The sequence below is a fragment of the Kribbella koreensis genome (assembly GCF_039525325.1).
GTDB classification, from domain to species: domain Bacteria; phylum Actinomycetota; class Actinomycetes; order Propionibacteriales; family Kribbellaceae; genus Kribbella; species Kribbella koreensis.
In genome coordinates, this window is sequence record NZ_BAAAHK010000002.1 from 320,271 (window position 1) to 340,921 (window position 20,651).

General features: G+C 67.9%; 21 protein-coding genes. 14 read left to right on the top strand and 7 right to left on the bottom strand.

Annotated elements, in window-relative coordinates:
- Window positions 1-9: 9 nt before the first annotated feature.
- Genes ABD116_RS03735 through ABD116_RS03745 form a run of 3 tightly spaced genes read right to left on the bottom strand, consistent with a single transcriptional unit; the run spans window position 10 to window position 3,805 of the window.
- On the bottom strand, window positions 10-2,586 hold the full coding sequence (locus tag ABD116_RS03735) for an ABC transporter permease (protein WP_343964799.1): 2,577 nt from the start codon (window positions 2,584-2,586) through the stop codon (window positions 10-12).
- Window positions 2,583-3,368, bottom strand: coding sequence for an ABC transporter ATP-binding protein (locus tag ABD116_RS03740; RefSeq protein ID WP_343964801.1), 786 nt, complete (start codon window positions 3,366-3,368; stop codon window positions 2,583-2,585). The genes ABD116_RS03735 and ABD116_RS03740 overlap by 4 nt, the downstream gene beginning before the upstream one ends.
- A complete protein-coding gene (locus ABD116_RS03745; protein ID WP_343964803.1) occupies window positions 3,365-3,805 on the bottom strand; it encodes a hypothetical protein in 441 nt (146 codons plus the stop codon). The genes ABD116_RS03740 and ABD116_RS03745 overlap by 4 nt, the downstream gene beginning before the upstream one ends.
- A gap of 133 nt (window positions 3,806-3,938) precedes the next feature.
- On the opposite strand from ABD116_RS03745, the gene ABD116_RS03750 reads away from it, so the two are divergent.
- A complete protein-coding gene (locus ABD116_RS03750) occupies window positions 3,939-4,670 on the top strand; it encodes a TetR/AcrR family transcriptional regulator (protein ID WP_343964805.1) in 732 nt (243 codons plus the stop codon).
- 6 nt (window positions 4,671-4,676) lie between these two features.
- Here ABD116_RS03750 and ABD116_RS03755 read toward each other — a convergent pair whose 3' ends face one another.
- Both ABD116_RS03755 and ABD116_RS03760 read right to left on the bottom strand, forming a co-directional pair.
- The gene (locus ABD116_RS03755) at window positions 4,677-5,846 is read right to left on the bottom strand and encodes a glycoside hydrolase 5 family protein (protein ID WP_343964807.1); all 1,170 of its coding nucleotides are present in this window, start codon (window positions 5,844-5,846) and stop codon (window positions 4,677-4,679) included.
- A 45-nt stretch (window positions 5,847-5,891) separates the two neighbouring features.
- Window positions 5,892-6,911 (bottom strand): LacI family DNA-binding transcriptional regulator, encoded by a 1,020-nt coding sequence (locus ABD116_RS03760; protein ID WP_343964809.1) that lies wholly within the window; start codon window positions 6,909-6,911, stop codon window positions 5,892-5,894.
- A 95-nt stretch (window positions 6,912-7,006) separates the two neighbouring features.
- On the opposite strand from ABD116_RS03760, the gene ABD116_RS03765 reads away from it, so the two are divergent.
- The 6 genes from ABD116_RS03765 (at window position 7,007) to ABD116_RS03790 (ending at window position 13,526) form a co-directional block, all read left to right on the top strand.
- Window positions 7,007-8,299, top strand: a complete 1,293-nt coding sequence (locus ABD116_RS03765; RefSeq protein WP_343964811.1) for an ABC transporter substrate-binding protein — start codon at window positions 7,007-7,009, stop codon at window positions 8,297-8,299.
- 3 nt (window positions 8,300-8,302) lie between these two features.
- The gene (locus tag ABD116_RS03770) at window positions 8,303-9,181 is read left to right on the top strand and encodes a carbohydrate ABC transporter permease (protein ID WP_328327152.1); all 879 of its coding nucleotides are present in this window, start codon (window positions 8,303-8,305) and stop codon (window positions 9,179-9,181) included.
- A 133-nt stretch (window positions 9,182-9,314) separates the two neighbouring features.
- A complete protein-coding gene (locus ABD116_RS03775) occupies window positions 9,315-10,199 on the top strand; it encodes a carbohydrate ABC transporter permease (RefSeq protein ID WP_425552052.1) in 885 nt (294 codons plus the stop codon).
- Between the two features lie 39 nt (window positions 10,200-10,238).
- On the top strand, window positions 10,239-11,585 hold the full coding sequence (locus ABD116_RS03780; RefSeq protein ID WP_343964816.1) for a galactose-binding domain-containing protein: 1,347 nt from the start codon (window positions 10,239-10,241) through the stop codon (window positions 11,583-11,585).
- Window positions 11,586-11,692: 107 nt separating this feature from the next.
- On the top strand, window positions 11,693-12,376 hold the full coding sequence (locus ABD116_RS03785; protein ID WP_343964818.1) for a TetR/AcrR family transcriptional regulator: 684 nt from the start codon (window positions 11,693-11,695) through the stop codon (window positions 12,374-12,376).
- Window position 12,377: 1 nt separating this feature from the next.
- Entirely contained in the window at window positions 12,378-13,526 is a 1,149-nt protein-coding gene (locus ABD116_RS03790; protein ID WP_343964820.1) for an FAD-dependent oxidoreductase, read from the top strand.
- Window positions 13,527-13,615: 89 nt separating this feature from the next.
- On the opposite strand, the gene ABD116_RS03795 is transcribed toward ABD116_RS03790, so the two are convergent.
- Complete coding sequence (locus ABD116_RS03795; RefSeq protein WP_343964822.1) at window positions 13,616-14,080, bottom strand: DUF1844 domain-containing protein; 465 nt, start codon at window positions 14,078-14,080, stop codon at window positions 13,616-13,618.
- A gap of 325 nt (window positions 14,081-14,405) precedes the next feature.
- Between ABD116_RS03795 and infC the strand changes: the two genes are divergently transcribed.
- The 5 genes from infC (at window position 14,406) to ABD116_RS03820 (ending at window position 17,563) form a co-directional block, all read left to right on the top strand.
- Window positions 14,406-15,095: a translation initiation factor IF-3 gene (gene infC, locus ABD116_RS03800; protein WP_343964881.1), complete on the top strand. Its 690-nt coding sequence runs from the start codon at window positions 14,406-14,408 to the stop codon at window positions 15,093-15,095.
- Between the two features lie 74 nt (window positions 15,096-15,169).
- The gene (gene rpmI / locus ABD116_RS03805) at window positions 15,170-15,364 is read left to right on the top strand and encodes a 50S ribosomal protein L35 (protein WP_328327140.1); all 195 of its coding nucleotides are present in this window, start codon (window positions 15,170-15,172) and stop codon (window positions 15,362-15,364) included.
- 71 nt (window positions 15,365-15,435) lie between these two features.
- Window positions 15,436-15,825, top strand: coding sequence for a 50S ribosomal protein L20 (rplT, locus tag ABD116_RS03810; protein ID WP_328327138.1), 390 nt, complete (start codon window positions 15,436-15,438; stop codon window positions 15,823-15,825).
- 29 nt (window positions 15,826-15,854) lie between these two features.
- On the top strand, window positions 15,855-16,667 hold the full coding sequence (locus tag ABD116_RS03815; RefSeq protein WP_343964825.1) for a TrmH family RNA methyltransferase: 813 nt from the start codon (window positions 15,855-15,857) through the stop codon (window positions 16,665-16,667).
- Entirely contained in the window at window positions 16,664-17,563 is a 900-nt protein-coding gene (locus ABD116_RS03820; protein ID WP_343964827.1) for a CehA/McbA family metallohydrolase, read from the top strand. Before ABD116_RS03815 ends, ABD116_RS03820 begins: the two co-directional genes overlap by 4 nt.
- Window positions 17,564-17,585: 22 nt before the next feature.
- Here the strand turns inward: ABD116_RS03820 and ABD116_RS03825 are convergent, their stop codons facing one another.
- Window positions 17,586-18,146: a TetR/AcrR family transcriptional regulator C-terminal domain-containing protein gene (locus ABD116_RS03825; protein WP_343964829.1), complete on the bottom strand. Its 561-nt coding sequence runs from the start codon at window positions 18,144-18,146 to the stop codon at window positions 17,586-17,588.
- A gap of 55 nt (window positions 18,147-18,201) precedes the next feature.
- Between ABD116_RS03825 and ABD116_RS03830 the strand changes: the two genes are divergently transcribed.
- Both ABD116_RS03830 and ABD116_RS03835 read left to right on the top strand, forming a co-directional pair.
- Window positions 18,202-19,716 (top strand): MFS transporter, encoded by a 1,515-nt coding sequence (locus tag ABD116_RS03830; RefSeq protein ID WP_343964831.1) that lies wholly within the window; start codon window positions 18,202-18,204, stop codon window positions 19,714-19,716.
- A 138-nt stretch (window positions 19,717-19,854) separates the two neighbouring features.
- Window positions 19,855-20,574: a hypothetical protein gene (locus ABD116_RS03835; RefSeq protein WP_343964833.1), complete on the top strand. Its 720-nt coding sequence runs from the start codon at window positions 19,855-19,857 to the stop codon at window positions 20,572-20,574.
- Window positions 20,575-20,651: the final 77 nt, after the last annotated feature.

Below are 20,651 nucleotides of genomic sequence, written 5' to 3' on the forward strand. Positions count from 1 at the left end.
CTCCCAGGGTCACCCGGCCGGCGAGTTGACGGCGTCCATGGGCTTGGGGCGCATGGCCAGGCGGGCGGCGATGCCGGTGACTGGCACGACCAGGAGCAGGACGAGGACGACCCAGCCGAGGAGGACCCAGATGGGGCCGGAGGGGATCGGCCAGCCTCGGGTTGCGATCGCGATCGGGAAGACGCTGAAGCAGGCGGCGACCAAGCCGAGCACCAGGCCCAGAGCAGCGATCACCAGGTTCTCGAGGTAGAGCATCTTCGACACCTGCTTGCGCGTCGACCCGGTCAGCCGCTGCAACCCGAACTCCCGCCGCCGGTCCAGCACCGCGACAGCGATCGTGTTGATCGAGGCGATCGCCGTGTAAGCGATCGCGATCGCCGCCAGCAGATAAGCGATCCAAGCGTCGATCCCGAGCCCGGCGTCGTACTCCGCGGAGAGCAACGCCCACCCACCAACCGTCGTCCCCAGCCAATTCCCCACGTCGACCGGCTTCGACGTCTTCAACAGGATCTGCGAAGGCAGCCCAGCCGTCGTATGCGCCGCCAACAGCGCCGACGGCAACAGAATCGACTCATACCCCGAAGTCCCCTCGACCAGCGCCACGATCTTCACCTTGACCAGCGCATCGTCGCCCAGCCGCACGCCGATCTGATCCCCGACGCCGACCTTCAAATGCCTGGCCGCACCCGGCGGCAGCGCAACGGTGTCACCGGTCAGCTGATCCAGCGAACCAGCCCGAACCTTTCCCTTGTAAACAGGCCCGTTCAGCCCGAGCAACGGCCACGGATCGCTCGTGTGAGTGGTGTCGTACGGCTCCTCGATCCACCCCTTGCTCCGCACCAGCTCCGACGCCGCCGTCACCCCCGGAGCACTCCGCACCTGATCGAACATCCCGGCCGGAATCCCGCCCACCGCACTCGTGATGACGGTATCGGCGATCAGATTGTCCGTGTACGCCTCGACAGCCGCCTTCTGCTGGGTCGTCTGCGAGTAGATGTTGCCCAGCGCAATCGCCGTGGCCAGCGTGATCGGCACCAGGATCGCCGCGAACTGCACGGCCCTCACCCGCAGATTGATCGCGGCCAGTACGCCGTTCGTCCCCGCCCGCCGCTCGAGGAACGCCGTGATCCGATCGGTGAGCATCGCGCGAATCACCAACGGACCGAGCACGGCGACCGCGATCGACCCGGTGAGCACGGCCGGCCCACCGATCGCGGCGGCGTTCGTCGGACTCATGAAGATCGTCGACATCCCGACCCCGACCGTCGCCGCGGCGAACACCGCCCCGATGATCAGCCGCACCCGACCGATCACCACCGGCGGTACCGCAGCCTCCGTCAGCGCCTGAATCGGCCTGATCCGGGCAGCCCGCCCAGCCGCGAACCCAACCGTGAGCCGCAGAATCACGAGCGTCAGCACGGCAGCCCCCGCGAACGGCAGCGGGCCCTGGTCAAACCGCAGAGCAGCCGGTACGACGCCGTTCCCGCTCAGCATCCCGAAGATCCACCGACCCATCGTGCGCCCCAGCAGCAACCCACCGATCAGCGCGACGACCGCCACCAGCATCGTCTCGGCGACGACCATCTTGTGCACCTGCCCAGGCGTCGCTCCACTCGCCCGCAACAACGCCAACTCCCGCCGCCGCTGCCGCACCGACACCCCGATCGTCGCCGACACGACCAGCGCTATCACCACCGCGACCATGCCACCGAACACGCCGGACAAGATGATGAGCGGCAAACTCGTCGCAATCCCCGCGAACTCGGCCGCACCCCGATCATCCCCAGTCAGCGCGGACACCCCCTCGGGCAGCTCCAACCGCTTGACCAGCTCAGCCACCGAAGTATCGGCAGCCGGAAAGACGCCGATAGCGTCAACGCGAGCCGGAACGGACAGGGCCGGGCGACTGGCGCCGGCTGCAGCGGCGTCAGCCGCGGCGAAGAAGATGGACGGTACGTCGACCTCGTGCTGCGGCGAGGCCACCCCGGCGAGGACGAACTCGCGGGCCGTACCGCTGACGATGACGCGCACCTTGTCACCCGGCTTTGCGCCATGCGCCAGCCGGTTGTCGAGGACGACCTGCCCGGTCGCTGGCGCCGCGCCGGCGATCAGCTTGTACGGCGTAAGCGCCGCCGAGCCCCAGGCATGGCCGCCCAGCCCCGCGCCGTCGCTGCCATCCAGCTCAGCGGCGGCGCCGTTGCCCGCCTCGGCGACCTTGCCGCCGCCTTCCTCCTCCGCTTTCCTTCCGTTGTCCTTGTCCTGGGCAACGACAGCGGGGAAGGAGACATCGGGGATCGCCTTGGCGACGCCCGGAGTGTTTGCCAGCTTGGCGACCAGAGCTGGGTCGACGCCGTGGCGTTCGGGGTACGCGACGGACCCTGAGCCGTTCGGCGGGTGGTAGGCCGGGCGGCCGGTGACGATGATCGGCGCACCGGCTAGGCGTTGTGGCGCTGCGTTGAGTCGCAGTCCAGTCTCGAGCAGCCCGCCTGCCGCCGACATCAGCGAGCTACCCAGCAGCACGGCGACGAAGATCGCGAGGAAGGCCGCGGCACGAAACCGCAGGCTGGACAGAGCGAGCCGGATCATGTCAGCACCCCCGGAGTCGAGTCGCCGGCAGCGGCAGCGGCGGCGCCTCGGCGGGCAAGGCGGGACAGCTTGGCGAGTTCCGCCGCGACGCTTTCGGCCGTGGGTGCGGGGGACTCGGAGACGATGTGGCCGTCGACGAGGAAGACGACGTTGTCGGCGTACGAGGCGGCGACCGGGTCATGGGTGACCATCACGATCGTCTGGCCGGAGGCGCGGGCCTGGTCGCGGAGCAGCGTGAGTACTTCGAGCGCGGTCTGGGTGTCGAGGGCACCCGTCGGCTCATCCGCGAAGGTGATCGCCGCCGACCCAGCCAGCGCTCGAGCGATTGCGACCCGCTGCTGCTGACCACCTGACAGCTCACTCGGCCGGTGCCGAGTCCGCTCACTGAGCCCGACCCGCTTGATGACCTCGGTCACCCACGCCTCGTCCGGCGTCCGCCCAGCCAGCGTCTGCGGCAGGATGATGTTCTGCCGCACGGTCAGCGCCGGCATCAGGTTGAACGCCTGGAACACGAAGGCGACATGCTCACGCCGGAGCTCGGTCAACGCGGTCTCGTCGAGGCCGCGCAACGGCGTACCGGCCAGGTGCACCTCGCCCGAGCTGGGCTCGTCCAGCCCGGCTGCACAATGCAGCAACGTGCTCTTGCCGGAACCGGACGGACCCATCACCGCGGTAAAGGTGCCTTGGGCAAAGGAGTAGCTCACCCCGCCCAGCGCGGTCACCGCGCCGGGCCCGGAGCCATACACCTTCTGTACTTCGCTGAGCTGAACCGGCGCCTTCATCGAGCAGTCCGGGGGTCGAGCCGGGACTTGCGGTGGTACGACTCGTTCGACCACCACAACACCCCGACCGCGAGCCCGAGACCCACGTCGGACCACAGCCACCACGGCCAGTCGAGGTGTCCGAAGGCGGCGAGCACGACCCAGATGACGAACTGGATCACGCAGACCGCGAGCCAGCCGACCGCCGCGATCCGCAGCGCGAGGGTCAGCCCGGTCGGCGGTACCGCGTCGTGCAGACCGGCCAGTACTTCGCGCAACTCGCCGCGTTGGTGGGATGCGTTCAGCAGCCGGTGCCGGTCGGCAGCCTGCTGTGCGGACAGGATTCCTTGCCGGGCGGCGCTCTCGATCTTGACGTGCGCCACCTGCTTGTCGGTGTGACTGAGCTCCAGCTCGTCGGGTGAGACCAGCGGGCCGAGGGTTGCGTTGAGTGTGTTCATGGAAAACAGCGTAGGGATTGAACAGTTTCACTTGGATGGTCTTGGAACCCGTTCCAGCGGTGGTGTCAGGCCCCCTACGCGCCGGGTGCCAGACCTTCCTGCGCCCCGCGCCCGGGTGCGGAAGGATGGGGGTATGACAGACGAGCCGGCGCAGCTACCGCCCGGCCTTGCCCTGTCCTGGGGCGTGCACCCGGTCCAGCGCCGCGGCCCGAAGCCGGCGCTGTCGGTCGACCAGATCGTCGCCACCGGGATCGAGTTCGGCGACGCGCAGGGTTTCGAGGCCATCTCGCTGCAGAAGATCGCGGCCCACCTCGGCGTCTCCACCAACGCGATGTACCGCTACCTCTCCTCCAAGGACGAGCTGATCGTCCTCGTCGCGGAGAAGGCGTGGGGCCGCGCGCCGGAGCACATCGCCGCCGCGCCCGGCTGGCGCGCCGGAGCCCGCGCCTGGGTCAAGGCCCAGGTCGACCGGTACGCCGAACGTCCATGGCTGCTCGACGTCCCCATCCGCGGCGCCCCTGTCACACCCAACCTGCTGCACTGGGTGGAGACGCTGCTGGCGGTGATGGAAGACACCGGCCTGAGCCAGCATGACGCCCTCGGCTGCGCGGTCCTCTTCGACGGCTACGCACGCAGCTACGCCAACCTCGCCCGCCAACTGGGCGCAAGCGACTCGGCTCCGGTCGAGTCGATGGCGGTCGGCCAATTCCTGGTGCCCCGCCTACAGGCAGCCGGCTACGACCGCCTCCTGGCGATGTACACGAACCAGGAGTACGAGGACACCCTCGACGACGACTTCGACTTCGACTTCGGCCTCGACCGAATCCTCGACGGCATCCAGGCCCTCATCGACCGGCGTCCTTGAACAGGGTCAGGTGGGGAAGGCGATGCGGACCGGGCCGGTTGTGCGGGCTTCGACCCAGCTGCGGTGGAAGTCGCTGCCGGGCGCGAGCTCGCCGCGGCGCCCTGGTTCGGTGCGTGGGTTGAGCGGGCTCATCAGGGTGGTGGCTGGTTGAGCCCGTACGCCGTTCGCGCGCACCTCCGCGATGACGTCGGCCAACGCCTGCGCAGCCGGCTTGCGCTGGTGGTCGACCGTGAACAGGCCCAGGTCGTACTCACGATCCGGAAAATCGAGCAGCCGCCGGTCGATGTCGTGCGAGGACCACCAAGTGACACCCCACAGCGCCGGATTGTGGACGACCAGCTCGACCGTACGGCGCGTGAACTCCGCCTGCAGTTCGACCGGGATGTCCGGACCCGGTACGCCGATCTCCTGCAACCACACGGCTCGGGAGCTGTCCAGCGAGGTGGCGGCCGCGAGCTCGACCAGGTAGTCGGCATGCGTCAGCGTCGCCGGACCGAGCGGGCCGTCCACCCGTGAGACCCCGTTGAAAACCCACGAGTGGACGGTGCTCAGATCACCCAGGTCGACGACGTCGGCCGGGAGGAACGGGTGGTCCGGCTTGTACCAGGCGTCGTCGAAGACCGAGTGCAGCGCGAGGACGTCGGGCGCGGCCTTCCGCAGCGTCAGCAGCAGATCGTGGGCCCAGCGCGTCGAGGCCTCCGGCGTCGTCGAGCTGTCCGGCCAGAGGTTGTTGACCTCGTTGCCCAGGGTGATCGCGAAGACGTTGGGCTTGGTGGCCACCGCGCGCGCGACGGCATCGACGTACGCGGTCAGTCCGTCGCGCACCGTCTCGCTCTCGAACAGGCTGCTCCTGTGCCAGGTGAGCACCCAGGACGGCAGGAAGTCGAAGCTGGACAGGTGTCCCTGGATCAGGTCGACCGCGACCGTCAGGCCGTGCTCGGCGGCGGCGTCGATCAGGTCGAGCAGGTCGTCGATCGCGCGCTCGCGGATGATCGCCCGGTTCGGCTGGATCCACGGCCAGATCGGGAACACCCGGACGTGGTCGAGGCCGAGCCCGGCCAGATCGGCGAAGTCCCGGCGGACCGCCGCCGGGTCGTAGTCGAGCCAGCTGTAGAACCACCCCGACGACGGGACGTAGTTCGCGCCGAACCGGGGCGTGGCGGGATCCGAGAGCATGAGAAGGATGCTAAATCGGTTTAGCAAAAACCGCCAGCCACGCGCTCAGGAGCTGGGTGGGGCAGTGGACTCGCGAACCGTCAGCACCGGGTCGGCGGTCCGCAGGTTGATCACGTTGGCGGGATGGGCGATCACTTCGAGTAGCACCTCGGCCGCCTGGCGGCCGAATTCGAAGGTGTCGCGGGACAGCGCGGTCAGCGCCGGATGCATCAGCTGGGTCAGGATCGAGTCGTCGAAGGCGACGATCGACAGGTCGCCGGGGACGGAGACGCCCATCTCCATCGCGACCCCCAGGCCGGCCACGGCCATCACGTCGCTGTCGTAGACGATCGCGGTCGGGCGGTCCGCCTGGGAGAGCAGTTTGCGCGTGGTGGCGGCACCCTCGGCGTCGCTGAAGTCGGTGGTCAACGACGGGGCGTCGATCAGGCCCAGGCGCGGCGCGGCGTCGCGGACGGCCCGGATCCGGCGCTGGGTGTGCTGGAAGTTCGGCGTACCGGCCACGTGGGCGATCCGGCGGTGGCCGAGCGCGGCCAGGTAGTCGACGATCGAGAGCATCGCGTCCCGGTCGTCGGCCCAGACGGAGGCGAGCGCGCCCTTGCCGCCGCGGCCGCCGATCACCACCGCGGGCAGTTCCAGCGCGCGCAGGGCGTCGATCCGCGGGTCGCGAACGGTCAGGTCGACCAGGATCACGCCGTCGACGCGGTGCTCGGAGGCCCAGCGTTTGTAGACCTCGATCTCGGCCTCGGTGTTCTCGACGATCAGCAACTGCAGCGAGATCGAGTGCGTGGACAGCCCGGACTGCAGGCCGGAGAGCAGGTGGGCGAAGAACGGCTCGACGCCGAGCGTGCGGGCCGGCCGGGCGATCACCAGCCCGACGGAGTCCACCCGGGAGGCGCCGAGCGCGCGGGCGGCGCTGTGCGGGCGCCAGCTCATCTGCTCGGCGATCTGCAGGATCCGTGCCCGGGTCGCGTCGCTCACCCCGGGCCGCCCGTTCAGCGCGAACGAGACCGCGCCCTTGGACACGCCCGCCTTGTCGGCGATGTCCGCGATCGTCGGTCGTGCCATCGGGAGCCTCCCTTACCTCAGTGTCCCCTTGACAGCGGATTCTACGATGTGGATAGTGCAGGAGCTATACCGGTTTATCACCTCAGGAGAATTCCATGCGTAGTCGTCGTCTGACCGGGGTGGCAGCTCTTGCCGTCGCGGCCCTCACTCTTGCTGGTTGTGGCCTCGGTTCCTCCGACGACACGTCGTCCGGGAGCAAGCCCACCGTTGACGCGAACGCCCAGGTGACGGGTGATGTCAGCTTCCAGACCTGGGCCCTCAAGCCGAAGTTCACCTCGTACGTCGAAGGCGTGATCAAGGCCTTCGAGGCGAAGTACCCGGGCACCAAGGTGACCTGGCTCGACCAGCCCGGTGACGGCTACGACAAGAAGGTGCTGAGCCAGGCCTCGGCCGGCGATCTGCCCGACGTCGTCAACCTGCCGCCGGACTTCGCGCTGCCGCTGGCCAAGCAGTCGATGCTGCTCGACGTCGGCGCGGCCGACCCGAAGATCGCCGAGGAGTACGTCGAGGGCGGCGTACAGGCGTACCAGTACCAGGGGCAGAGCGGCACCTTCGGCTACCCGTGGTACCTGAACACCGACATCGACTACTGGAACGCGACCAAGTTCGCGGCCGTCGGGCTGGACGCGAAGAACCCGCCGAAGACCTTCGACGAACTGCTGGCCGCGGCCAAGGTGATGCACGACAAGTCGGGCGGCAAGGAGTACATGATGAGCCGGCTGCCCGGCATCGGCGACTTCACCAACGCCGGCGTCAAGGTGCTGTCGGACGACGGCAAGAAGTTCACCTTCAACACCCCGGAGGCTGTCGCGCTGCTGGACAAGTACGCCGCCGCCTACAAGGCCGGCTACCTGCCGCGCGACATCCTGACCCAGGAGTACCTGGGCAACTCCAAGCTCTTCACCCAGAACAAGGTCGCCTGGACCACCGGCGGCGGCAACGCGATCGTCGACATGCAGAAGGACAACCCGTCGCTGAAGGGCAAGATCGTCGCGTCGCCGGCGCTGGACACCCCGCCGCTGTACGTCCAGGGCCTGTCCGTCTCGGCCAAGACCAAGAACCAGGCGGCCGCGATCGCGCTGGCCCGGTTCGTCACCAACGCCGAGAATCAGGCCGCGTTCGCGAAGATCGTCAACATCTTCCCGTCCACCAAGGCCTCGGCGAACGACCCGTACTTCTCCAAGAGCGACGGGACCCCGGAGTCGGACGCCAAGGTGCTCGCGTTCGAGTCGCTGGCCAAGGCCAAGTCGCTGCAGCCGGCCGTGATCAGCGGGGCGACCAACGACTTCATCAACCAGCAGATCTCGCTGGCCATCTCCGGCAAGGTGACGTCCCAGCAGGCTCTCGACGCGGCGGTGGCGAAGGCCAACCAGCTGCTCGCGTCCTGATCGATGCGCTACCACCGCTGGTTCACGCCGTGGGTGCTGGTGATCCCGGCACTCGCCTGGTTGCTGGTGTTCAACCTCTGGCCGTCGATCAACACCGTCATCTTGTCGTTCACCAACGCCAAGCCGATCGGCGGCGGCACCTTCGTCGGGCTGAAGAACTTCGAGGCCCTGCTGCACGACGAGCAGTTGCGCTGGGCGCTGCTGAACAGCGTCATCTACATGGTGGTCTGCCTGCCGTTCCTGACCATCCTGCCGCTGCTGCTCGCCGTGCTGGTGGAGAAGAAGCTGCCCGGGATCACCTTCTTCCGGACCGCCTTCTACACCCCGGTGGTGGCCTCGGCCGTGGTGGTGGCGCTGATCTGGCAGTGGATCCTGGACGACCGCGGCCTGGTCAACGGCCTGGCCGAGAAGCTCGGCGTGATCTCCGGGCCGCTACCGTTCCTGTCCGACCAGTGGCTTTTGTTGCTCAGTGCAATCAGTCTGACGATCTGGAAGGGGCTCGGGTACTACATGATCATCTACCTGGCCGCCCTCGGGAACGTCGGCCGTGAGCTGCACGAGGCCGCCGCGGTCGACGGCGCGTCGGCCTTCCGCCGGTTCCTCAACGTGACGATTCCCGGTGTCCGGGGAACGATGGTGCTGATCTCGATCCTGATCTCGGTGTCGGCCCTGCGGGTCTTCTCCGAGCTGTTCATCCTGTCCGGCGGCAAGGGCGGTCCGGGCGGCCGGGACAACTCGGTGGTGATGCTGATCCAGCAGTACAGCCAGGGCTTCGAGGGCAACCTCGGCTACGCGTCCGCCCTGTCGATCGTGCTGTTCTTCGTCACCGTCGTACCGATGCTCGTACTGGCCCGGATGAACCGAAAGGCGGCGGACGCGTGACTGTACTTTTGGCCTCGCCTCCGGCTCGGCGGGTCATGGGGCTGAACTCCCGGTCTTCCCTTGTCGCTTCGCTCCTCAGTCCAGACCGGGAGGCCCGATGACCACGGTGACCGACCCTGTGCGCCCGATCGCCGTGCCGGACTCCTCCGGTACGCCGCCGCGCAAGCGGAAGCGGGGGACGTTCAGCTTCAACTCGTTGTCGCCGGCCGAGAAGGTCGTCCGGTACCTGTTGCTGGTGTTCGTGCTGCTCATCACGATCGGGCCGTTCCTGTGGCAGCTGTCCACCTCGCTGAAGGGCTCGGGGGAGGACATCTACACCCGGATCCCGCGGCTGCTGCCGTCCCAGCCGACCCTGTCGCACTACGGCGAGGTGGCCGACACCATCCCGGTGTGGAACTACATGCGCAACTCGATCGAGGTCGCGGTCCTGGTGATCGGCGGCAACATCGTCGGATCGTCGCTGGCCGGCTTCGCGCTGTCCCGGCTGGAGTTCCGGTTCCGCAAGATCGTGCTCGGGCTGTTCCTGGCGACGCTGGTGCTGCCGGGCGAGGTGACGATCATTTCGCAGTACGTCACCGTGCGGGAGCTCGGACTGGCCAACACCCTGTTCGGGGTGGCGCTGCCCGGCATGATCGGCGCGCTGAACGTGCTGCTGATGTACAACGCGTTCCGGTCGCTGCCGCTCGAGGTGGACCAGGCGGCGGTGGTGGACGGCGCGAACGTCTGGCAGCGGTTCGTCTACATCGCGCTGCCGAGTGTGCGCGGAACCCTCAGCGTGGTGGCGATCTTCTCCTTCATCGGCGCCTGGGACGACTTCCTCTGGCCGCTGATCGTGCTGACCGATCCGGACAAGTACACGCTGACCGTCGGGCTGCAGTACCTGTCCGGCACCTTCAGCAACAACCCCCGGCTGATCGCCGCGGGCACGATGATCGCGTTCATCCCGATCGTGATCGTGTTCGCGACCCTGCAGCGCTTCTTCTTCAAGGGCGTCGAGGAGGGCGCCGTGAAGGGTTAGTTCCACTGTTTGCAATCCGCCCATTGCAAGGAGCTCGACATGTTGCGTAAGGCAATCAGTTTGGCGACTGCGGTGCTGCTCGGTGCAGCCGTGCTGTCGACCGGCACGGCCCAGGCCGGTACGACGGCCGACAGCAAGCGGGTCGTCGTCTACTACCAGACCCAGTACGTCAACGGCGTCTACGTCTCGCCGAAGGCGCTGACCGACAACAACACCGGCGTCACGAACGTCCTGGTCGGGGCGATCCACCTCGACCCGGACGTCGTGCACCTCAACGACGATCCGCCCGAGGCCGCGAAGTTCACCCAGATGTGGGCCGACCTGCACGCGATGCAGGCGGCCGGCGTCAAGGTCTCGGCCTTCGTCGGCGGCGCGGCGCAAGGAAGCTTCCAGCGGCTCGACACCGACTTCACCACGTACTACCCGAGGCTGAAGAACCTGGTCACGACGTACGGGCTGGACGGGCTCGACCTGGACGTCGAGGAGAGCATGTCGCAGGCCGGCATCAACCGGCTGATCGACCAGCTGACCACCGACTTCGGCACCGGCTTCATCATCACGCTGGCACCGGTCGCGCCGGCGCTGACCGGTGGCGGCAACCTGTCGGGCTTCAACTACGAGACGCTGGAACGCGATCGCGGCGCCAAGATCGACTGGTACAACGCGCAGTTCTACTGCGGCTGGGGCTCGATGGCCAACACCACCGGCTACGACAACATCATCAACCGCGGCCTGATCCCGGCGTCGAAGGTGGTCGCGGGCGTGGTGACGAACTCGGCCAACTGCGGTGGGTACGTCGCGTTGCCGACGCTGAAGAGCACCCTTGCCGCGCTCGTCGCGAAGTACCCGACCTTCGGCGGCGTCGATGGTTGGGAGTACTTCAACTCCGACCCGGGCGGTACTTCGGCACCGTGGCAATGGGCGCGCGAGATGACGTCGGCGATGGCGGGCGGCACCGGCGGCCCGGCGGACCTCGCCCTCAACAAGCCGGCCACCGGCTCGGCTTCCTGTGCCTCCACCGAGGGCCCCGCCAAGGCTTTCAACGGCAGCGTCTCCGGCGGCAATTCCGACAAGTTCTGCTCCCTGGTCGCGACCAAGTTCCTGCAGGTGGACCTCGGTACTTCACAAGCGCTCGGGTCCGTCGAGATCTCGCACGCCTCGGCCGGCGGCGAGTCCGCCTCCTACAACACCCGAGCCTTCACCCTGCAGACGTCCCCGGACGGCTCCACCTGGACCACTCGGGCCACCGTCACCAACAACACCGCTGGCGTCACCACGCATTCGGTGGCCGGCGTCTCGGCCCGCTACGTCCGCCTCAACATCACCACTCCCACCCAAGGCACCGACCCCGCCGCCCGCATCTACGAAGTGAAGGTCTTCGCCTGATCCAGGGACCAGCAAGCCCGCGCCGAGCCTCCTTTCCCCGGCGCGGGCTTGCTTTTGTGATCTGACGAACATGTTCGTTACGAACATGTTCGTGTATGGTCGAAGACATGGGCAGCGAATCGAAGAGCCGGCGGGAGCGACCTGCCAAGCCGGCATTGACGCGGGACGGGATTGTGGCGACCGCTGTGGAGTTGGTCCGGGCCGAGGGACTTGGCCGGGTGACCATGCGGCGGTTGGCGCAGGAGCTCGACACGGGGGCGGCGTCGCTTTACGTGTACGTGCGCAATACGGCTGAGTTGCATGCCGCAGTACTGGATGAGCTGCTCGGTGTTGTCGATCTGGAGCCGGTGACGGCTGCGGGGGACTGGCGGGAGCGGTTGGAGCAGGTGCTGACGTCGTACGCCGGGGTGCTCTTCGAGTACCCGGGGCTGGCGCAGGCGGCTCTGGTGGCTCGGCCTGCGGGGGAGCACTACCTCGACCTGCTCGAAGGGGTGCTCGCACTGCTCGCAGAGGGTGGGGTGCCGCAAGCGCAGGCGGCCTGGGGCGTGGACATCCTGCTCCACTTCGCCACCTCGTCGGCTGCTGAGCATGCGCCGACTGATCCGCGTCAGGGCCCACCCGAGGCCGACGCCGGGCCGCTGGTGCGGGCACTGCGGGCGTCGGAGAACAGGCCGCACTTGGCGGCTCATGGTGATGACTTGTTGAGCGGTCCTGGTGAGGCGCGGCTCAGCTGGGGATTCCGCGTACTGATCAACGGGGTGCTTGCCACCCCGCGACCCGAAGGAGACTGACATGACCACCCACTACCCGATCGCGATCATCGGCGCGGGGCTCGGCGGGCTCACGCTCGCCCGTGTCCTGCACGTCAACGGCATCGAGTCCGCTGTCTTCGACCTGGACGCCTCGGCCACTGCCCGCGGCCAGGGCGGCATGCTCGACATGCATGTCGAGTCCGGCCAAGCAGCACTGCGAGCGGCCGGCCTGTACGACGAGTTCCGCACGCTTGTTCATCAAGGCGGGCAGGCGATGCGCATCCTCGACAGCCAGGGCACCGTCCGGCTTGCCAGCGACGATGACGCCGACGAGGGTGATGCGGGCGATCGCCCCGAGATCAACCGGCGCGACCTGCGCGACCTGCTGCTCGACTCGCTGCCTTCTGAGGCGGTGCATTGGGGCGCGAAGGCGACCGGGATGCGGGCGCTCGGCGACGGACGGCATGAGGTGACGCTTGCCGATGGCAACAGTTTCACCACCGACCTGCTGATCGGTGCGGACGGCGCCTGGTCGCGGGTGCGGCCGCTGGTGTCGGATGCCGTGCCTGTCTACACCGGTTTGTCCTTTGTCGAGTTCAGCCTCGAAGAGGCCGACGAGCGTCATCCGGCGGCTGCCGCACTGGTCGGCCCGGGCATGATGATGGCGCTCGGTGACAGCCGTGGCTTCCTCGCTCACCGCGAGACCGACGGGTCGCTGCACATCTACTCCGCGCTGATGGTCCCGGCCGACTGGTCGACCGCGATCGACTTCACGGACACGGAGAAAGCCAAGCTCACCCTGCTGGAGAACTTCGAAGGCTGGAGCGATGACCTGCGCGCGCTGGTCACTGAGGCGGACACGGAGTTGGTCGGCCGCCCGATCCACGCGCTGCCGATCGGTCATCGCTGGGATCGGGTTCCTGGAGTCACGCTGCTCGGCGACGCTGCTCACGTGATGTCGCCCTTCGCCGGTGAGGGCGCCAACCTCGCGATGCTCGACGGTGCGGAGCTGGCCGAGGCGATCGCCCGCAACGCCGATCGGGAGACGGCGCTGGCGGAGTACGAGGCGGATCTGTTCCCGCGCAGCGAGTCAGCGGCCCAGGGGTCGGCCGACAACCTGCTGATCTCCTTCGCGCCGGACAGTCCGCAGGGCATCCTGGACTTCTTCTCCCAGGTGCGCCCGCACTAGCCTTCCGTGCCGATCGATAGGACGTCCTCGACGCGCGGTAGTGCACTTGAGCGTGGGCGGTCAGCCTGTGTACGGCGTATCGGAGTGCACTACCTGTCGGTCGGCACATCCTCGACTGGGAGGGGGCGGGTGTACTGCGGGCGGGAAGCGGCGGCCGGGTGGACGGCGCCGGTGTACTTCTCGCCGGGGCCCGCGCCGGGCTCGTCGGGGATGGTCGAGGCCTCCTGGAAGGCCAGCTGCAGCGAGCGGAGGCCGTCGCGCAGGGGAGCTGCGTGGTGGTGGCCCAGCGACGGCGCTGCCGCGTCGAGCAGGCCGGCCAGCGAGTCGATCAGGGACCGGGCCTCGTCGAGATCGCGGTGCTCGGGCAGGTCCTCGGCCAGGCCGAGGTGGACCGCGGCGGCGCTCATCAGGTGCAGGGCGGCGGTCGAGATGATCTCCACGCTCGGCACCTCGGCGATGTCCCGCGATACCGTCGACAACGGATCCACCGTGGACTGCTCCTCAGCGGGCGGTTCGGGGGTGGTTGCAGGTGGAGTGGAGACTTGGTCGCTCATGCTGTTACTCTTACATGGCGACCGACCCGGTCCGACGGTGACCCCTGAGCGGAATACTCAAGGGCTGCCAACGGTTCGAGTCTAAGCGGAGGGCCACCTCCCACCCAGTCGACGAAGAGTCGGCGGGTCCCGGTCACGTCGAGGTTCCAAGGCTCCGGCCGGGGAATCGCGGCGAATTGTACGGCTCGTGTTCCCGGCAACGGGGTTGCGGAGCCGTCGATCTGGGAATTGGGCCTTCGTGTGGACGCACGAGGGCCTTTTTGCTGTTCCGGCCCCGGTGCGGACACGAGGTGGTACCCAGTAAACGAACAACCCAGGAGGACCCATCACCATTGAACTGCGCGTCAACGAGCGCATCCGCGTTCCTGAGGTGCGCCTGGTCGGACCGAACGGTGAGCAGGTAGGCATCGTCCGGATCGAGGACGCACTTCGGTTGGCACAGGAAGCCGATCTCGACCTGGTCGAGGTTGCGGCCACGGCACGCCCGCCGGTCTGCAAGCTGATGGATTTCGGCAAGTACAAGTACGAGACCGCGCAGAAGGCGCGCGAGTCTCGCCGGAACCAGACCAACACCGTCATCAAAGAGATGAAGCTGCGGCCGAAGATCGACCCGCACGACTACGAGACCAAAAAGGGTCACGTCGTCCGCTTCCTCCGTGCCGGTGACAAGGTCAAGATCACCATCATGTTCCGCGGTCGTGAGCAGTCCCGCCCCGAGCTGGGGTTCCGGCTGCTGCAGCGGCTGGCCGAGGACGTCAGCGAGCTCGGCTTCGTCGAGTCGTCGCCGCGTCAGGACGGCCGGAACATGATCATGGTGCTCGGACCGCACAAGAAGAAGTCCGAGGCGCGCGTGGACGTGGAAGCCGAGAAGGCCAAGAAGCAGGCCGAGCACGAGGCCGAGCTCGAAGCCGAGCGGCTGGAGCGAGCCGAGCAGCTGAAGGCCTACGAGGCCGAGAAGGCCGCCGGCGCCACCAAGAAGCCGAAGGGTCCGGCAGACAACCTCGACCCGGAGTGACATGACGCTCCGGTCGCGAGACCGGAGCCTTCACCCCCGATCGAGTCAACGAAGAAAACCAGGAGTACATAGCCATGCCGAAGATGAAGACCCACTCGGGGATGAAGAAGCGCGTCCGGGTGACCGGTTCGGGCAAGCTGCGTCGCGAGCAGACCGGCAAGCGTCACCTCGCCGAGGCGAAGTCGACCAAGCGCAAGCGCCGCCTGTCGGGCACCGTTGAGGTTGCTTCGTCGCACGTCAAGAAGGCCAAGAAGCTGCTCGGCATCTGAAGTCCTTCCCACCCCGAACACCCCCGCCGGGTGGACCACCTTCTCGGCGCAGATACAAGGAGTAACACCTCATGGCACGCGTGAAGCGGGCAGTCAACGCCCACAAGAAGCGTCGCGTCGTCCTCGAGCAGGCCAGCGGTTACCGCGGCCAGCGCTCGCGGCTGTACCGCAAGGCCAAGGAGCAGGTCACCCACTCGCTCGTCTACGCCTACCGTGACCGCAAGGCGCGCAAGGGTGACTTCCGCAAGCTGTGGATCCAGCGGATCAACGCGGCGGCCCGCGCCGAAGGCCTGACCTACAACCGTCTCATCCAGGGTCTTCGCCTGGCCGAGATCGAGGTCGACCGCAAGATCCTCGCCGACCTGGCCGTCAACGACGCGCCGGCGTTCTCGGCGCTGGTCGCGCTGGCGAAGGCTGCTCTGCCGGCCGACGTCAACGCCAAGAGCGACGCCGCGGCCTGAGCCGCGTCATCCCTCCGATAGCACCCCGAGTGGCGAGCCCAGGTCTGCTGACCGCGCAATCCGTGCGGATCAAACAGGCCCGGAGGCTCGCCACTCGCGCGTTCCGCCGCAAGACCGGCCGCTTCCTGGCCGAAGGACCCCAGGCTGTCCGCGAGGCGCTCGAGCACCGCGAACTGGTGGTCGAGGTGTACGCCGAGCCCGACGTCGCCACCCGGCACCGCGACCTGCGTGATCTCGCCCAGATCGCTGACGTCCCGTGGTACGACGTCAACCGCGCCGCGATCGAGGCGTTGAGCGAGACCGTCACGTCGCAAGGCGTTGTCGCGGTCTGCCAGCTGGTCGACGTACCGCTGTCCGACGCCGTACTGAGCACAGCGCGGCTGGTCGCGGTCGGCGTCCAGGTCCGCGACCCGGGCAACGTCGGCACGCTGATCCGTACGGCGGACGCGGCCGGCGCGGATGCCGTCGTACTGTCGGCCGAGTCGGTCGACCCCCACAACCCGAAGGCCGTCCGCGCCAGCGTCGGCAGCCTTTTCCATCTCCCGATCACGGTCGAGGCCGACATCGTCACGGCCGCCAAGTCCTGGCGAGACCAAGGCCTGCAGGTCCTGGCCGCCGACGGCTACGGCTCCTCCGACCTCGATGAGTGCATCGACGACGGCACGCTGGCCAAACCGTCCGTCTGGCTGTTCGGCAACGAGGCGCACGGCCTGCCCGACGGTTTCGACGCCATCGTCGACCGCTCGGTGAAGGTGCCGATCTACGGCCGCGCCGAGTCCCTCAACCTGGCGACGGCGGCGGCCGTCTGCCTGTACGCCTCCGCCCGCGCCCAGCGTCGATGACCGGGCTGCCGTTCGGGCTCCCGGGACGGTTCTGGCGGGGGAATCTGCATACCCACTCGAACGTTTCCGACGGAGCGCTGTCGCCGGCCGAGACCGCGCGAGTCTACCGCGACGCCGGCTACGACTTCGTGGCGATCACCGACCACTTCCGGCCGGAGTACGGCTTCCCGGTGACTGACACGCGGATGTTGCGGTCGGAGGGATTCACCACGCTGATCGGCGCCGAGTTGCACGCGCCTCGTACCGAGGCGGGACAGTCCTGGCACATCGTGGCGGTCGGCCTCCCGCTGGATTTCGAGCCGCCGGGGAAGGCGGAGACGGGGCCATCGCTCGCGCGCCGGGCCCGGGCGGCCGGGGCGTTCATCGGGATGGCGCATCCGTCGGCCTCGCTGCTGTCAGCAGCCGACGCCGAGAGCCTGGACGCGGCTCACTCGGTCGAGGTCTACAACGCCCTCGCCGACCGGGAGAACCGTGGCGACAGTTGGCACCTCACGGACGTTCTGCTGAACCGCGGCCACCGACTCACGACGTACGCCGCCGACGACGCGCACCTCCAACCGCAGGACCCGCCGCCGTGTCAGGCCTGGGTCCAGGTTCGCGCGGAAGCTCTCGAGCCGGACGCACTCCTGACCGCGCTGAAGGCCGGCCACTTCTACTCCAGCACCGGCCCCGACCTGTATGACGTACGGATCGAAGGCGATGTGGTCCTGGTCCACTGCTCACCCGCGACGAAAATCCTGCTGAGCGGCGGCCACCCCGGCGCAGAGGTTGCCCAGGGCACCGATCTGACCGATTGCTCGCTCCCACTCGCGCTCTTCCGCGGCAGCCACTGCCGCATCACCATCGAGGATGCCACCGGCGGCCGGGCCTGGACCAACCCGATCTACCTGGGCTAGCCCGCCTGCTTCTTCAGGCGACCTACTTCTTCAGGCGGGCGTCGAGGCCGTCGAGCAGGCTGTCGAGGCCGAAGGCGAAGGCTTCGTTCTGCATCATGTCGCCGGCGCGGCGGGCGGCGCCGATCACGTACGACATCACCGCGCCCATCGCGTAGTCGATCTCACGGTCGGCGAATCCGGCGGCGCCGAACAGAACCCGTCCACGCTCGCCGAGTGACATCGCCTTGGGGCCGAGGCTCGGCCGGGTGTAGACGACCTCGGGTAGCCAGGTGTGGTGCATGATCGCCGCGCGGAGGCTGTGGGCGAACAGGATCGCGCCGGGACGCCAGCCGGCCAGCTCGGGTTCCGGCAGGTCGACCTCGCCGTAGACCTCGTCGATGACCAGCTCGATCAGGTCGTCCTTGGTCTGGACGTGCCAGTAGAGGCTGGTCGCGCCTGAGTCGAGTCTGGCCGCGAGCTTGCGCATGCTCAGGCCTTGGAGCCCTTCGGCGTCGAGCAGGGTGATCGCGGCATGGACGATCTGGGCCCGACTGAGCGTCTCGCGTGCGGGGGCCGGCCGTTCGCGGGTCCAGATCGAGTCCATGGGGTGATCCTAGCTCGCGCTGGTACGGCGTACGAGTCTGTCGTACAGTGTGCGAGTGACTAGTACAGCGTTCGAGTCAACCGCTCCGGGACACCCGCGCCGCTGGTGGATCCTGCTGATTCTCTGCCTGAGCCTGATGGTTCTGGTGGTCGACAACACCGTGCTCAACCTGGCGATCCCGTCGCTGATGCGCGATCTGGGCGCGACGCCGGCCGACATCCAATGGGTCATCGACGCCTACATCCTGGCGTTCGCCGGGCTGCTGCTGACGGCCGGAAGCCTGTCCGACCGGTTCGGGCGGCGGAAATTGCTCCTGGTCGGTCTGGTGCTCTTCGGGGCGGCGTCGCTACTCGCTACTTTTGCCGGGAGTCCCTGGCAGTTGATCGCTTGTCGCGGGCTGATGGGCGTCGGGGGATCGCTGTTGATGCCAAGCACGTTGTCGCTGCTGTTCACCGTGTTCCCGCCGGAGGAGCAGCGGAAGGCGATGGCCGGCTGGTCGGCGGTCGCGATGCTCGGGGTGGTGGCCGGGCCGACCGTTGGCGGCGTACTGCTGAACCATTTCTGGTGGGGTTCGATCTTCTGGCTGAACGTGCCGATCGCGGTGGTCGCGATCGTGGGGACGCTGGCCTTCGTTCCTGAGTCGCGCGGTCCGGCGCGGGCCGTGGATCCGGTCGGTGCTTTGCTCTCGATCGTCGGGATGGGCGCTGTGGTTTGGGCGATCATCTCGATTCCTTCGGCTGGGTTCGGTTCTGCCCGGGTGCTGGGTGGGTTGTCGGCAGGGGTCGTGGGGCTGCTCGGTTTTGCCTTGTGGGAGAAGCGGAGTGCGCATCCGATGGTGCCGCTGGGGCTCTTCCGGGATCGCAACTTCAGTGGGACGAGCTTCTCGATCGTGCTGCTGTCGTTCACCGCGGGTGGGTTGCTGCTGGCGCTGACGCAGTACCTGCAGTTCGTACTCGGGTACAGCCCACTGAAGGCCGGGTTGGCGCTGATTCCGTACGCCGTGGCCGCGACGGTGTTCAACGGGTTGGGGGCCACGCTGGGCAAGAAGCTGGCTGACCGGACGCTGATCGTGATCGGGCTCGCGGTGATCGCGGTGAGCTTCGGGATCCTGACGCAGATCAGCGCTTCGACGGGGTACGGGTTGCTGATCGTGGGACTGCTGGTGATGGGGGTCGGCGGCGGGCTGGCCGGGCCGGCGGCGTACACGCTGCTCATGCAGGCGGTACCGGCGGAGCATCGTGGCGTCGGGTCGGCGATGAACGACACCGTGCAGCAGACGGGGGCGGCGTTGTCAGTCGCCGTACTGGGGAGTGTGCTGGCGGCGGCGTACACAGCAGCCCTCCCAGACTCGATCCCTGCCACCGCTCGAAGCTCCATCGCCGAAACCTTCGCACTCGGCCCAGGCTTCGCTTCGGCCGCCCGCACTGCCTTCACCGACGCGATGTCCATCGCCATGACGGTTGGGTTGGTGGGCGCCGCTGCTGGTGCCGTGGTGGCTCTGGTCGTGCTGCCTCGCCGGCGTACCGACCCGGTGCAGATTGACGCGGAGGAGCAAGGCGTGTCAGCGTAGGCCGCAGCGCGCGCCAGGGCGCCTCTTCTCCGCGGCAAGCACCGAGTGCACCTGGGATCATGTGGTTGTGAGCGATGGCCGACGAACCCTTCGGGACGGCCTGGTTCAGCGGAGCAGGCTGCCCGGAAGGATCAGTCGATGACCACCGAACTGCCCGCCAAGGCGAGCCTCAGCCAGCTCCGCACCCGCGCGAAGGACCTCCGCAAGGCCGTCGCCAAGGCCCGCCCGGACGCGATCGCCCGAGTCCGGGCGCACCACCCGGAGTACCGGCGAAACGCAGTCGACCCGGGCACCTTCACCTTGCGCGACGCCCAGCTCACCATCGCCCGCGAACACGGCATGCCCAGCTGGCCCGAACTGATGGAGAAGGTCGCCTCCGAACTGGTCGAAGGCCGCGAACTCCACCGCTACTTCGGCGTAGAACTCAACAACGAGACCTGGGACCTGATGGACCAGATCGACGAAACCAGCCCCCTGGCCGACCAGGAGCGCCTCCTCTACGGCGCGTACGCCGCCTGCCTGCACTGGCTGGAAGCCGGCAATGAGGCCAACCACGCCCGAGGCGAGTACATGATCGCAAGAGCAGCCCTCCGCATCGGCCGCGCCGCCCTAGGCCTGGAACACGCCCAACGCTGCCTCTCCCTGGTCCTGGCCCACCCCACCTTGATGGCCGACTGGGACGAACCCTTCGCCCGAGAAGCCCTAGCCCGCTCCCTAGCCGCCACCGGCTCATTCGAAGCCGCCCGACTCGAACTAGCCCGCGCCACCGACCTGACCGCCCAAGTAGCCGACCCAGGCGACCAGGAAGTCCTACACCGAGAACGCGCCAAAGGACCCTGGTTCGGCCTCCACCAGTAATTCCCGAGGCTGCGGGGGAGTGGTTGTGGACGACCGATTCACGCTCGGGGGCTTGGGGTTCCTAGACTGCTTTGAGC

Coding starts and splice junctions, on each gene's coding strand:
- ABD116_RS03760 (WP_343964809.1), bottom strand. CDS start 6,911: ATGGCACGACCGACGATCGCGGACATCGCCGACAAGGCGGGCGTGTCC.
- rpmI (WP_328327140.1), top strand. CDS start 15,170: ATGCCGAAGATGAAGACCCACTCGGGGATGAAGAAGCGCGTCCGGGTG.
- ABD116_RS03790 (WP_343964820.1), top strand. CDS start 12,378: ATGACCACCCACTACCCGATCGCGATCATCGGCGCGGGGCTCGGCGGG.
- ABD116_RS03780 (WP_343964816.1), top strand. CDS start 10,239: ATGTTGCGTAAGGCAATCAGTTTGGCGACTGCGGTGCTGCTCGGTGCA.
- ABD116_RS03750 (WP_343964805.1), top strand. CDS start 3,939: ATGACAGACGAGCCGGCGCAGCTACCGCCCGGCCTTGCCCTGTCCTGG.
- ABD116_RS03765 (WP_343964811.1), top strand. CDS start 7,007: ATGCGTAGTCGTCGTCTGACCGGGGTGGCAGCTCTTGCCGTCGCGGCC.
- ABD116_RS03740 (WP_343964801.1), bottom strand. CDS start 3,368: ATGAAGGCGCCGGTTCAGCTCAGCGAAGTACAGAAGGTGTATGGCTCC.
- ABD116_RS03825 (WP_343964829.1), bottom strand. CDS start 18,146: ATGGACTCGATCTGGACCCGCGAACGGCCGGCCCCCGCACGCGAGACG.
- ABD116_RS03770 (WP_328327152.1), top strand. CDS start 8,303: ATGCGCTACCACCGCTGGTTCACGCCGTGGGTGCTGGTGATCCCGGCA.
- ABD116_RS03785 (WP_343964818.1), top strand. CDS start 11,693: ATGGGCAGCGAATCGAAGAGCCGGCGGGAGCGACCTGCCAAGCCGGCA.
- ABD116_RS03835 (WP_343964833.1), top strand. CDS start 19,855: ATGACCACCGAACTGCCCGCCAAGGCGAGCCTCAGCCAGCTCCGCACC.
- ABD116_RS03820 (WP_343964827.1), top strand. CDS start 16,664: ATGACCGGGCTGCCGTTCGGGCTCCCGGGACGGTTCTGGCGGGGGAAT.
- ABD116_RS03795 (WP_343964822.1), bottom strand. CDS start 14,080: ATGAGCGACCAAGTCTCCACTCCACCTGCAACCACCCCCGAACCGCCC.
- ABD116_RS03745 (WP_343964803.1), bottom strand. CDS start 3,805: ATGAACACACTCAACGCAACCCTCGGCCCGCTGGTCTCACCCGACGAG.
- rplT (WP_328327138.1), top strand. CDS start 15,436: ATGGCACGCGTGAAGCGGGCAGTCAACGCCCACAAGAAGCGTCGCGTC.
- ABD116_RS03735 (WP_343964799.1), bottom strand. CDS start 2,586: ATGATCCGGCTCGCTCTGTCCAGCCTGCGGTTTCGTGCCGCGGCCTTC.
- ABD116_RS03755 (WP_343964807.1), bottom strand. CDS start 5,846: ATGCTCTCGGATCCCGCCACGCCCCGGTTCGGCGCGAACTACGTCCCG.